Source organism: Mycobacterium gordonae (assembly GCF_017086405.1).
GTDB classification, from domain to species: domain Bacteria; phylum Actinomycetota; class Actinomycetes; order Mycobacteriales; family Mycobacteriaceae; genus Mycobacterium; species Mycobacterium gordonae_D.
This window is the reverse complement of the sequence record NZ_CP070973.1, coordinates 3740308-3752110: the sequence shown is the minus strand read 5'-3', so window position 1 is coordinate 3752110 and position 11803 is coordinate 3740308. Positions and strand designations below refer to the sequence as shown.

Here is an 11803-nt window from a genome sequence, read left to right as displayed (position 1 = left end):
GGATACCAACCCTATCGGTTGCTGTACACCCGGCTCGGCTCGATCAACACCACCGCGCGCCGCTCCTGCGCCATGACCCGGTCGTACTCGTCCCAGTCGTCGTGGGTGCCACCGGCCGCGGTGAAGACATTACGCAGCAGCAGACGCAACAAGTCTGGATCGGTGAGCCAGGTGGGTGCGTCGTCCGGGCCGGCCAACTCCGCGCGGCCTTCCACGGTGGCCCATTGCCAGCCGGTGCGGAAGGTGACCGCCAGCTGTGGCCGGGCACGCAGGTTGGCCAGCTTGACCTTCCCGTAGGTCGTGAAGCCGAGGACGGGTTGTCCCCCGGCCGGATGCGGCAACAGGCCGACGTTGACCAGCGATGCCTGCACGGTGCCGTCGGCGCGGGCGGTGGAGATCACCGCGAGGCCGTTTTCGGACGTTGCCAATGCCACCGCGTCGTCGAGAGTTGTCATCTGCGCTTCCTCACTGGTCCCGGAAGGGTGTGCTGATCACGTAGCGGCTGGTCGGCACGGTGTCTATGTTCTGGTTGGCGCCGAAGGCGGACGTGCTCGCCACCATTCGGCCCACCCGGTGTTGCAGGTCGGCGTCGTCGGCGGCGCCGAAGAAGGCTTTAAGGTCGGAGACCGCCTCCAACGGGAACAATTCCTCGACGATGGCCGAGATTCCCGGCGCGTCCGGGGTGAGCGCGCGTACCACCCAGTTCTGGGTGTAGCCGAAGGTGGACTGAGTCTCGATGGCCACCTGGGTGTGGTTGAGCTGCCACCGGTCGAGCCAGGTTGCCTGGTCCAGCTCGTCTGGTCGCCGCAGTAGCGCGACGTTAGCCAAACCCGTTGTTCGAAGCCCGATCTCGAGTGGCGCGAGCATCGGGGCCGACTCGGTGACCAGGTAGGCGGCGAGGTGTTCGCATTCGGCGCCCAGCGCGGCCAGCGCCATCGTCATTTGTTCGCCGTAGCACTGCTGCGTCCAGACGGTCACCAGCGCGGCTACCGGCGGGTCCAGGGTCGTCAGCGTCATCAACGAGTCGCGAACGACGCTGTCGCGGACGTTGACCGTCAGCCCGGGCAGGCCCAGACGCGACAATTCGGTGGCCACCGGGCCTCGCAGCCGCGCACACCAGTCGTCGGCGGCTTCGGCCCGGCGCAGCACCGCGATCACTTTCTCCATGCGTTTCTCCTATGTCAAGCCGCTGCCGGTTGGCAAGGCTGGGTTCGGTTTTGGTGGTCGGTGTAGAGGTGGTGAAACACGACGCGGGCCAGGCGGCGTTTGAGGCAGCGCAGTGCCTCGGTTTTGGAGTCGCCGGCGTCGATGCGGTGGCGGTAATAGTCCTGGCCGAGTCCGTCGAGGCGGATCTGGGTGACGGCGATGCGGTGCAGGGCGGCGTTGAGTTGGCGGTTGCCTGAGCGGGTCATGCGCACCCGCCCGGCGGTGTTGCCTGACCACACCGGGACTGGCGCGACTCCGGCGTGACGGGCGAAGGCGGCCTCGCTTTTGAACCGGGTCACCCCGGCGGATTCGCCGACCAGTTTGGCCGCGGTCAACTCCCCGCAGCCGGGAAGGAAAAGCAGGGCCGAGGCGATGGGGCGCACTTGCTGGCCGATGCGCTTAGCCAAGGCGTTGATGGTTTCAGTGAGCCGCGTGATGTCGGCCAGCTCGTCGCGAGCCAACTCCGCGACCAGGCCGGGCAGGCTGGCTAACCAGTCACCGAGGATGCGCCGATGCTTGGCCAGATCCAACGAACGGGCCTTGGGCGCGTGGTCAGGGTCAAGCTCGTGCACCCGCCACAACAGCCGGTTGATCGTCGCCGCGCGTTGCGCCACAAGGACTTCCCGGCGATCCACCAATAACTTCAACTCGCGCGAGACCTCATCATGGGAGGCGACCGGCAAGTCAGGTTCACGCAAACACCCCCGCGCGACTGCTAACGCGTCGATCGGGTCCAACTTGCCCTGGGTGCGCGCACTGGCCCGAGTCTGAGCCATCAACTTCGGCGGTACCCGCACCACCCTCTGGCCAAAGCCCATCAGGTCGCGCTCCAACCTGGCCGATAAGTACCGGCAATCCTCAATCGCCCACACCACCTCGGCCCCGAACCGTTCGCGGGCCCACATCACCGCCTCGGCATGACCCGTCGTCGTTGCTTTGACGACCTTTTCGCCGAGCTTGCGCCCAACCTCGTTGACCGCAACAAACGTATGGGTGCGCTTGTGTACACCCTCCAACAACAACCATGGTGGATGCCTCCTTCACTGTGAGGTGACGGTTGGGCCGGTCGGCGGACAAACCTCAGTGGGGGCGGTTGCCACGCTCCCATCAAGTCACGCCGGCCGGTCCTTCACACCTGATGCCGACAAAACGCATGAACCCCAACCACGGCGGCAGCGAGCCTATGAGCCAGACACCAGGCGATCAGGATCCAACCACCGCAACATGCGGCAACCCCACCCTGACACTGAGGCGAACCTAACCCCTGATCAGTCCGGTGATAATCCCGGCCAGTCGCCGATAGGACTCCTCGCGGCCGGACGAGGAACGAAACACCAGACCGATGGTTCGGTGCGGGCGCGGGGCGGCGAACCGGGCGAGACCGACGCTGCTGCGCGCGGTTTCGACCCCGACGGCGCTCTCGGGGATCAATGTCACGCCCAATCCCCCGGCCACGCACTGCACCGCCGTCGCCAGCGAAGCCGCGCGGGTGTCGGCCGGTTCGGCGCGCACCCCGGCTTCCCGGCAGGCTTCTAGCGCCTGATCGCGCAGGCAGTGGCCTTCGTCCAGCAGCAGCAGCGGCAAATCCGCCAGCACGGCAGCCGATACTCGCTGCTTGCCCGACAGGGCATGGCCGGGAGGCAGTGCCAACACGAAGTCCTCCTCATACATCGCGAGCGTCGTCAGGCCCGCCGAGTCGATGGGCAGAGCTACCAGGGCGGCGTCCAGAACACCGTCGCGCAGCAGGCCCAGTAGACGCTCGGTCTTGTCCTCGACAACCCGCAGCGTCAGGTCGGGCAAGCGGCGCGGCAATCCAGCCAGCATGGCCGGCAGCACGTAGGGCGCCACGGTGGGGATCAGTCCCAGCCGGATCGTTCCGGCCAAGGGATCGCCGACCCCTGCGGCGGCACGGGTGAAGGCATCGGTCGCATCGACGACCGCGCGAGCCAGTGGAAGTAGTCGCTCACCTTCGGGGGTGACGCGCACTCGCCGGGTGGAGCGCTCGACGAGGTGGGCGCCCAGTCCGGTTTCCAGTGTTGCCAGAGCCTGTGACAGCGTTGACTGACTGAGCCCGAGAGTTGTTGCCGCGCTGCCGAAGTGCTGCTTCTGGGCGACCGCGACGAAAGCCCGCAAACCAGCCAGTGTGGGTTGAAAACTCTTATCGGACATACTAATCAGTGTAGTGCGACAAATCACCTTTACTTCACAGCCGGTCCCGGGCAATATGGTGCCAGTCCCCTAAATTTGAATGAGTCCAGATAAGGAGCGAATATGTCTCTGTTGACCATCGGCCGGCAATTCCCGGCCTACCAGCTGACCGCGCTGATCGGCGGCGACCTGTCCGCGGTCGACGCGCAGCAGCCGGGTGACTACTTCACCACCATCTCCAGCGATGACCACCCCGGCAAGTGGCGCGTGGTGTTCTTCTGGCCGAAGGACTTCACCTTCGTGTGTCCCACCGAGATCGCGGCCTTCGGCAAGCTGAACGACGAGTTCGAAGACCGCGACGCACAGGTGCTGGGGGTGTCGATCGACAGCGAGTTCGTCCACTTCCAGTGGCGGGCGCAGCACGAGGACCTGAAGAAGCTGCCCTTCCCCATGCTGTCGGATATCAAGCGGGAATTGTCGCAGGCTACTGGGGTTCTCAACGATGACGGGGTCGCCGACCGGGTCACCTTCATCGTCGACCCGAACAACGAAATCCAATTCGTCTCTGCCACCGCCGGTTCCGTCGGACGTAACGTCGACGAGGTGTTGCGGGTGCTGGACGCCCTGCAATCCGACGAGTTGTGCGCGTGCAACTGGCGCAAGGGCGACCCGACCATCGACGCCGGTGAGCTGCTCAAGGCTTCGGCGTAACAAAAGCCCTGACAGGAGAAACCATGAGTGTCGAGAATCTCAAGAACGCCCTGCCCGAATACGCCAAGGACCTCAAGCTCAACCTCGGCTCGATCACCCGCACCACGGTGCTGACCGAAGAACAACTGTGGGGTGCGCTGCTGGCGTGTGCGGCGGCGACCCGCAACGCGCAGGTGCTGGGTGAGATCGGCGCCGAGGCAGCCGACAATCTCTCCGAGCAGGCCTACAACGCCGCGCTGGGCGCCGCGTCGATCATGGGCATGAACAACGTGTTCTATCGTGGTCGCGGCTTCCTGGAAGGCGCCTACGATGACCTGCGTGCCGGCTTGCGGATGAACATTATCGGCAATCCCGGTGTGGACAAAGCAGACTTCGAGCTGTGGAGTTTCGCGGTGTCGTCGGTCAACGGGTGCGGTCACTGCGTGGTGGCCCACGAGCACACGCTGCGGGAGTCGGGCGTGAGCCGGGAGGCCATCCTCGAGGCACTGAAGGTGGCGGCTATCGTTTCCGGTGTGGCACAGGCAATCAGCGCGGCTCACACACTGGCGGAGGTAGGCTGACCACTTCGGTGTCCGGACCCTCCTGGATCGAACACTCGATCTGGTGGCAGGTGTATCCCCTGGGCTTTGTCGGAGCTTTCCCGTCGGAAACTCCACCGGGCCCGGGGGAACACCGGCTGCGCCGGCTCGTCGACTGGTTCGACCACGCCATTGCGCTCGGCGCGTCCGGTGTCGCGCTGGGGCCGATCTTCGACTCGCGCTCCCACGGTTACGACACCACCGATCACTTCCGCATCGATCCACGCCTCGGTGACGACGACGACTTCGACTACCTGGTCGGGCAGGCGCGTCAACGGGGCTGCGGGTGCTGCTGGACGGCGTCTTCAATCACGTCGGCGTGGACTTCCCCCGGCGTGACGACCCTGAATCCGCGGCCTGGTTCACCGGGGGCAGCTTCGAGGGCCACACTGAACTGATCGCGCTCAATCACCGCCACCCCGCGGTCGCCGACTACGTCGTCGACGTGATGACGCACTGGCTGCAGCGGGGCGCCGATGGTTGGCGCCTGGACGCGGCCTACACCGTGCCCCAACGGTTCTGGGCCGAGGTGCTGCCCAGGGTCCGAGACCGCCGGCCCGACGCGTGGTTCGTCGGCGAACTGATCCACGGTGACTACGCGGCGGTCGTCGAGGGGGCGCGATTCGACTCGGCCACCCAGTACGAGCTGTGGAAGGCTATCTGGAGCAGCCTCAACGACGGAAATTTCTTCGAGTTGGACTGGGCGCTGAAGCGGCACAACACTTTCCTGAAAACCTTTGTGCCGCAGACGTTCATCGGAAACCACGACGTCACCCGCATCGCCAGCCGGCTCGAGCATCCCGCGCATCCCGCGCACGCCCTGGTGATCCTGCTGACGATCGGTGGGGTGCCCAGCATCTATGCCGGTGACGAATTCGGCTTCCAGGGCGTCAAAGAGGAACGGTACGGCGGCGACGATGCGGTACGTCCCGAATTCCCATCTCCCCCAATGCAATTGGACGGAGCCGGGGCCGACGTCTGGGCTTTGCACCAGTATCTCGTCGGATTGCGGCGGCGCCACCCGTGGCTGCAGAGGGCGACCACCAGTGCGCTGCGCCTGGAAAACGAGCACTACGTCTACGAATCCCGCAGCGGCCAAGACGCCCTGGTGGTCGCGCTCAACATCGACGCCGAGCCGCTGCGGTTGTCGCTGCCCGAGCTAGGCGTCCCCCAGGCCCGGCTGATCGCCGGCTCGACGGCGCCTCCCGAGGAGGTGGTCGACACCGTGGAGATCGAACCGCACGGCTGGCGGATCCTGCGCCCCTAATCCAGCCGCCGCACCGTCAGCGGATCCGGCTCACCGTCGTAATACTTGTCGAGCAGCGCCAACAAATCATGGTTGTCGTCGGTGGCGCGGGCGAACAGCGTGACCGAGGAACGCAACTTCAGGTTGTCGGGCCAGCCGAAAATCTGCTCGGCGGAGCGGCCCTCGACCGCGTTGACCACAGCGACACACTCGCGCAGTCGCGGCCCGAGCACCGGGTGGTCGAGGTACGCGCGGGCCTCTGCGAGTGAGGCGATGCCGTAGTGCTGCGCAGTCGGGCTGCTGCCCAACACGCGTAGTTGAGGAAAGACGAACCACATCCAGTGACTCCGTTTGCGTCCGGCCCGCAGTTCGTTGAGCACGGTGTCGTAGACCGGGGCCTGCGCATCCACGAAGCGCTGTAGTTCAGACATCTCTCCACCGTCGCACACTGGTTAGATGAACCGATGACGGTCAAGCGGCAGGTGCCCAGAGTGCGGGACCTGGCTCCGTTGCTGCAATTCAAGAAGCCTCAGTTCGATCGCACCAGGCGGCGCCTGGACGCCGCGCTGACCATCGAGGATCTGCGCCGCATCGCCAAACGCCGCACCCCGAAGGCGGCGTTCGACTACACCGACGGGGCCGCCGAAGACGAGCTGTCCATCACGCGGGCTCGACAAGCGTTCCGCGACATCGAGTTTCATCCGGCCATTTTGCGCGACGTGAGCAATGTGTCGGCCGGGTGGGACGTGCTGGGCCGGCCGGTGGACCTACCGTTCGCGATTGCGCCGACCGGGTTCACCCGCTTGATGCACACCGAGGGCGAGATCGCCGGCGCGCGCGCCGCGGCGGCGGCCGGCATTCCGTTCTCGCTGTCCACCCTGGGCACCACCGCGATCGAGGACCTGGTGACCGCTGCCCCGCAGGGCCGCAAGTGGTTTCAGCTGTACATGTGGCGGGATCGCGAGCGCTCGATGCAGTTGGTGCAGCGGGCCGCCGACGCGGGTTTCGACACGATGCTGGTGACGGTGGACGTTCCGGTGGCCGGGGCCCGACTTCGCGATGTGCGCAACGGGATGTCGATCCCGCCCGCGTTGACGTTGCGTACCGTGCTCGACGCGGTGCCGCACCCGCACTGGTGGTTCGACCTGCTCACCACCGAACCACTGTCCTTCGCATCCCTTGATCGTTGGTCGGGAACCGTGGGCGAGTACCTTAATACGATGTTCGACCCCAGCGTCACCTTCGACGACCTGGTCTGGATCAAGTCGCAGTGGCCGGGCAAGCTTGTCGTCAAAGGGATTCAGACGCTCGAAGACGCCCGCGCGGTGGTCGATCGGGGTGTGGACGGCATCGTCTTGTCCAATCACGGTGGACGACAGCTCGATCGGGCGCCGGTTCCGTTCCATTTGCTGCCCGTGGTGGCACGCGAGCTGGGCACCGACACCGAGGTGCTGATGGACACGGGCATCATGTCGGGCGCAGACATCGTCGCGGCCATCGCCCTGGGCGCGCGCTGCACCCTGGTCGGACGGGCTTACCTGTACGGGCTGATGGCAGGTGGCGAGGCGGGTGTCCGGCGGGCGATCGACATACTGCAGAGCGGAGTCATCCGCACCATGGGATTGCTGGGTGTGAGCTGCCTGCAAGAGCTTTCGCCGAAGCACGTCACTCAGCTGAGACGACTGGCGCCGCGATAACGCGGTTGAGCACCAGGTCGTTGAACGCCTGACCCGGGCCCGACATAGTCGAACAGCGCCGGGTCGAACAGCGCCGGGTCGAACAGCGCCGGGTCGAACAGCGCCGGCGGATTGTGCGTGGCGCGGGGTGTCTGGGTCGGCGCCAGGCGGCACGGGTGTGAGCGTCACCACCCGATCATCGCCCGAGCACGCTGGCGAGTCGGAACAAATCGGCACGCGGCTGGGTTTAGCGAAGCAGACTCAACTTTTGGAGGATTGATGGCTGAAGCCAAATCGGTTCCCGTGCTGTTCGTCACCGACACCATCGTTTTGCCCGGGATGGTGGTGCCGATTGCGCTGGACGCGAGTTCGCAGGCCGCGCGCGCGGCAATCGACGCTGCCCGGGCAAGCGAATCGGGGCAGTTGCTGATCGCGCCCCGGCTGGACGACCGGTACCCGTCACACGGTGTGATCGCGAAGATCCTGCAGCTGGGACGTCTGCCCGGGGGCGGCAGTGCCGCTGTCGTGCGGGGCGAGACCCGAGCCCAGATCGGCGCGGGAGCATCCGGCCCCGGCGCTGCGCTGTGGGTCGAGGTGACCGAAGTCGTCGAGGCCGACGTGACCGACGAGATCAAAGCACTGGCGGCGGACTACAAGAAGTTGTTGCTGGCCATCCTGCAGCGCCGCGAGGCTTGGCAGATCGTCGACTACGTCAACAGCCTGACCGACCCGTCGGCGCTGGCGGACACGTCCGGCTACGCGTCGTATCTCAGCGATGTGCAGAAGCGGGAGCTGCTGGAGACGGTGGACGTCGCCGAGCGGCTGCGCGTGCTGATCGACTGGACCGGCGAGCATCTGGCCGAGACCGAGGTGAACGACAAGATCGCCGAGGACGTCCGAGAAGGCATGGAGAAGACGCAGAAGGAATTCCTGCTGCGCCAGCAGCTGGCGGCCATCCGCAAGGAACTCGGCGAGGGGGAACCCGACGGCTCTGATGACTACCGGGCCCGCGTCGAGGCGGCTGAGCTGCCCGAGAAGGTGCGCGTGGCCGCGTTGCGCGAGGTCGGCAAGCTGGAACGCGTGAGCGACCAGAGCCCGGAAAGCGGCTGGATCCGCACCTGGCTGGACACCGTGCTCGACCTGCCCTGGAACGTGCGGACCGAGGACTCGACCGACCTGACGGGCGCGCGGGGCATTCTGGACGCCGATCACCACGGACTGGACGACGTCAAGGACCGCATCGTCGAGTACCTGGCGGTGCGAACCCGTCGCGCCCAGCGCGGTCTGCAGCTGGTGGGCGGACGTGGGTCCGGTGCGGTGATGGTGCTTGCCGGTCCCCCAGGGGTCGGCAAGACGTCACTGGGCGAAAGCGTGGCCCGGGCGCTGGGCCGCGCGTTCGTCCGCGTCGCCCTCGGCGGCGTGCGTGACGAGGCGGAAATCCGCGGGCACCGGCGCACCTACGTGGGTGCGCTGCCGGGCCGGATTGTGCGTGCCATCGGCGAGGCGGGTTCGATGAACCCCGTCGTGCTGCTGGACGAGATCGACAAGGTCGGCTCCGACTACCGCGGCGACCCGAGTGCGGCGCTGCTCGAGGTGCTCGACCCGGCGCAGAACCACACCTTCCGCGACCACTACCTGGACCTGGATCTGGACCTGTCCGACGTGGTGTTTCTGGCTACCGCCAACGTGATCGACAACATCCCGTCGGCGCTGCTGGACCGCATGGAACTGGTGCAGGTCGACGGCTACACCGAGGACGACAAGGTCGCCATCGCCCGCGACTACCTGCTGCCCCGGCAGCGGGAACGCGCGGCACTGACCGACGACGAGGTCACGGTCACCGACGCCGCGCTACACAAGATCGCGGCCGACTACACCCGCGAGCCCGGGGTGCGGCAGTTCGAACGGCTGCTGGCCAAGGCGCTGCGCAAGGTGACCACGAAGCTCGCTCCCAAATCGGAGGGCGTCAGCGACCCGCTCGTCATCGACGAGCACGATCTGGTCGGCTACCTCGGCCGTCCCCGGTTCACGCCGGAATCGGCCGAACGCACCGCGGTGCCCGGGGTGGCCACCGGCCTGGCCGTCACCGGCCTGGGCGGCGACGTGCTCTACATTGAGGCGGGTGCCACCGACGGCGAACCCGGGTTGCAGCTGACCGGTCAGTTGGGCGAAGTGATGAAGGAGTCGGCGCAGATCGCGCTGTCCTATGTGCGCTCCCACGCCGAAGCGTTGGGCATCGATATCAAGAACGATCCGAAGCTGCTGGATCGCCGCATCCACGTGCACGTGCCGGCCGGTGCGGTGCCCAAGGACGGCCCGTCGGCCGGCGTGACCATGGTGACCGCGCTGGTCTCGATGGCCACCGGACGGCAGGTCCGCTCGGATGTCGGCATGACCGGTGAGGTCACGCTGAACGGCCGGGTGCTGCCTATCGGTGGTGTCAAGCAGAAGCTGCTTGCCGCCCAACGTGCCGGGCTGTCAACGGTTTTCATTCCGGCACGCAACGAGCCCGATCTCGATGACGTGCCCGCCGAAGTCCTCGGGGCGCTCGACGTGAGGCCGATGACGGATGTCGCCGACATCGTTGCCCAGGCCCTGGAACCCGTGGGGCAGGTGGCGACGGTTGCGGCCTGAAGCTGTCAGGTAGCTGAAAGCTAGCTGGAAAAACATGTTTCCGTGACTTCGCGGTGGGTAACTCACGTTCAGGGGGCGATCCCCTCCCGGCGTCCCGATTCTCGGGGCCGGGCAACAACAGAACAACGCGTCACTGCTGTTGCGCTGCCCGCGTGGCAGGCTCACCCGCTCGACAAGGAGTTCACATGAAGCTCAGCAAGATTGCCGCTACCGCCGTGATGACCGGCGCACTCGGATCGGCCGCCCTCGGAATCGGAGCCGGCTTCGCGCAGGCAGACCCGTCCGGCCCGGGTGGTCCCGGCCCGAACGTGCCCGGCCCGAACGTGCCCGGCCCGAACGGACCTGGCCGGAACGGGCCTGGGCCGGATGCGCCGGGCCAGGGTCCCTACATTCCGGGGCAGCCGATCTGCACCGGCGGACCGGGTGTCAACTGCAACGGGCCGGGCACTCCGCTTCCGCCGGGACAGAACGGCTTCCCGCCGCCGGGGCAGTACAACGACCCAGGTCGATACGGCCTCCCCGCCGTATGGTCACCGGACCTCAACGGGCCCCAGTATCCGGTGGTGTTCAACCCGGCCGTCAACCAATGGGGCGTCTTCGTCAACGGTCAGTTCGTCGTCTACGCCGGGACCTGACACCCGCCAACGAGACAGCCGCCTCCCCGGAGGCGGCTGTTTTCGCATCACGCCCCTGAAACAGGTGCGAAATATCTTCCGTGCGCAGCCTTAAGGTCCACCCATGGCAGTGTTCATCCGCAAATTGCTCGGAATCGGCAAGCTGCCCGCGGACCTGCGGGCCGAGATCGAGACCGAGAACCTGGTCCACCTGGTCGAGTTCGTTCCCGTCACCTTCCGATTCACCGGCTCGGTGCCCGGCAAGGCATCCCAGGGCAACATCCGCAGCTACGTCGGGGCGCTGGCGATCACCTCCCAGCGAGTGGTGGGCACCTTGTCAACGGTGCCTGGCCGCGCAGGGCGCGCAATCGATCTGCGCTGGGATACGGCTGTCGAGGGTCCGGTCCATGCCGAACTCTCCGCGGATGGCCTGCGGTTGGACGCCGACATCAGCCAGATCGATCCCACATTCTCCGGCAGCTTGACACTCACCTATAAGACCGCCGTTCCGGAAGCGGTGTTGACCACCATCCCGCGGCGGACGCTGTCGTTCGAAGTACCCCGCGAATGGGTGCTGCGCGCATTGGGGGTCCCGGTGGCAAAATCACCGGCGTGAGCCTCAAACGCCAATTCGTGCACCGGGTACAACGGCTGGTCGTCAATCCGCTGGGCCGCAAGCTACCGGTCACCATGCTGGAGACGACCGGACGTAAGTCGGGTCAGCCGCGGCTCACCGCGGTGGGCGGCGCTGTAGTCGACAATCAGTTCTGGATGGTCTCCGAACACGGCGAGCATTCGGACTACGTCCACAACATCAAGGCCGATCCCAGGGTCCGGGTCCGTATCGGGGGTCAATGGCGCACCGGTACCGCGCATCTGCTACCCGATGACGATCCGCGGCAGCGGCTGCGGAAACTGCCGCGGCTCAACGGGGTCGGCGTCCGAACCATGGGCACCGAGTTGCTGACCATTCGAGTGGACCTGGACTGA

At 66.3% G+C, this 11803-nt stretch carries 11 protein-coding genes and 2 pseudogenes; 8 read left to right on the top strand and 5 right to left on the bottom strand.

The window, feature by feature from the left end; all coding sequences use genetic code 11:
• Positions 1-11 precede the first annotated feature (11 nt).
• The 4 genes and pseudogenes from JX552_RS15865 to JX552_RS15850 all read right to left on the bottom strand — a co-directional run bounded on the left by JX552_RS15865 (position 12) and on the right by JX552_RS15850 (position 3375).
• Positions 12-455, bottom strand: a complete 444-nt coding sequence (locus JX552_RS15865; RefSeq protein WP_205873023.1) for a TIGR03618 family F420-dependent PPOX class oxidoreductase — start codon at positions 453-455, stop codon at positions 12-14.
• 10 nt (positions 456-465) lie between these two features.
• Positions 466-1167: an EthD domain-containing protein gene (locus JX552_RS15860; protein WP_205873022.1), complete on the bottom strand. Its 702-nt coding sequence runs from the start codon at positions 1165-1167 to the stop codon at positions 466-468.
• 14 nt (positions 1168-1181) lie between these two features.
• A pseudogene (locus tag JX552_RS15855) lies at positions 1182-2250 on the bottom strand (IS110 family RNA-guided transposase).
• A 213-nt stretch (positions 2251-2463) separates the two neighbouring features.
• Entirely contained in the window at positions 2464-3375 is a 912-nt protein-coding gene (locus JX552_RS15850) for a hydrogen peroxide-inducible genes activator (protein WP_205873020.1), read from the bottom strand.
• A 102-nt stretch (positions 3376-3477) separates the two neighbouring features.
• Here JX552_RS15850 and JX552_RS15845 point away from each other — a divergent pair, with 102 nt between their 5' ends.
• The 3 genes and pseudogenes from JX552_RS15845 (at position 3478) to JX552_RS15835 (ending at position 5910) form a co-directional block, all read left to right on the top strand.
• Complete coding sequence (locus tag JX552_RS15845; RefSeq protein ID WP_205873019.1) at positions 3478-4065, top strand: peroxiredoxin; 588 nt, start codon at positions 3478-3480, stop codon at positions 4063-4065.
• 23 nt (positions 4066-4088) lie between these two features.
• Positions 4089-4625, top strand: a complete 537-nt coding sequence (locus JX552_RS15840) for an alkyl hydroperoxide reductase (protein WP_205873018.1) — start codon at positions 4089-4091, stop codon at positions 4623-4625.
• 8 nt (positions 4626-4633) lie between these two features.
• Positions 4634-5910, top strand: a pseudogene (locus tag JX552_RS15835) (alpha-amylase family protein).
• Here the strand turns inward: JX552_RS15835 and JX552_RS15830 are convergent.
• On the bottom strand, positions 5907-6320 hold the full coding sequence (locus JX552_RS15830) for a DUF1810 domain-containing protein (RefSeq protein WP_205873017.1): 414 nt from the start codon (positions 6318-6320) through the stop codon (positions 5907-5909). The pseudogene JX552_RS15835 and the gene JX552_RS15830 overlap by 4 nt on opposite strands.
• A 33-nt stretch (positions 6321-6353) precedes the next feature.
• Between JX552_RS15830 and JX552_RS15825 the strand changes: the two genes are divergently transcribed.
• From JX552_RS15825 to JX552_RS15805, 5 genes are all read left to right on the top strand, one after another.
• Complete coding sequence (locus JX552_RS15825) at positions 6354-7586, top strand: alpha-hydroxy acid oxidase (protein ID WP_205873016.1); 1233 nt, start codon at positions 6354-6356, stop codon at positions 7584-7586.
• A 258-nt stretch (positions 7587-7844) separates the two neighbouring features.
• On the top strand, positions 7845-10199 hold the full coding sequence (gene lon, locus JX552_RS15820) for an endopeptidase La (RefSeq protein ID WP_205873015.1): 2355 nt from the start codon (positions 7845-7847) through the stop codon (positions 10197-10199).
• A gap of 185 nt (positions 10200-10384) precedes the next feature.
• Positions 10385-10834 (top strand): hypothetical protein, encoded by a 450-nt coding sequence (locus JX552_RS32380; protein ID WP_241010576.1) that lies wholly within the window; start codon positions 10385-10387, stop codon positions 10832-10834.
• Between the two features lie 103 nt (positions 10835-10937).
• Positions 10938-11429: a hypothetical protein gene (locus tag JX552_RS15810; RefSeq protein WP_205873014.1), complete on the top strand. Its 492-nt coding sequence runs from the start codon at positions 10938-10940 to the stop codon at positions 11427-11429.
• On the top strand, positions 11426-11803 hold the full coding sequence (locus tag JX552_RS15805) for a nitroreductase family deazaflavin-dependent oxidoreductase (RefSeq protein ID WP_431195862.1): 378 nt from the start codon (positions 11426-11428) through the stop codon (positions 11801-11803). The genes JX552_RS15810 and JX552_RS15805 overlap by 4 nt, the downstream gene beginning before the upstream one ends.

Coding starts and splice junctions, on each gene's coding strand:
- JX552_RS15865 (WP_205873023.1), bottom strand. CDS start 455: ATGACAACTCTCGACGACGCGGTGGCATTGGCAACGTCCGAAAACGGC.
- JX552_RS15860 (WP_205873022.1), bottom strand. CDS start 1,167: ATGGAGAAAGTGATCGCGGTGCTGCGCCGGGCCGAAGCCGCCGACGAC.
- JX552_RS15850 (WP_205873020.1), bottom strand. CDS start 3,375: ATGTCCGATAAGAGTTTTCAACCCACACTGGCTGGTTTGCGGGCTTTC.
- JX552_RS15845 (WP_205873019.1), top strand. CDS start 3,478: ATGTCTCTGTTGACCATCGGCCGGCAATTCCCGGCCTACCAGCTGACC.
- JX552_RS15840 (WP_205873018.1), top strand. CDS start 4,089: ATGAGTGTCGAGAATCTCAAGAACGCCCTGCCCGAATACGCCAAGGAC.
- JX552_RS15830 (WP_205873017.1), bottom strand. CDS start 6,320: ATGTCTGAACTACAGCGCTTCGTGGATGCGCAGGCCCCGGTCTACGAC.
- JX552_RS15825 (WP_205873016.1), top strand. CDS start 6,354: ATGACGGTCAAGCGGCAGGTGCCCAGAGTGCGGGACCTGGCTCCGTTG.
- lon (WP_205873015.1), top strand. CDS start 7,845: ATGGCTGAAGCCAAATCGGTTCCCGTGCTGTTCGTCACCGACACCATC.
- JX552_RS32380 (WP_241010576.1), top strand. CDS start 10,385: ATGAAGCTCAGCAAGATTGCCGCTACCGCCGTGATGACCGGCGCACTC.
- JX552_RS15810 (WP_205873014.1), top strand. CDS start 10,938: ATGGCAGTGTTCATCCGCAAATTGCTCGGAATCGGCAAGCTGCCCGCG.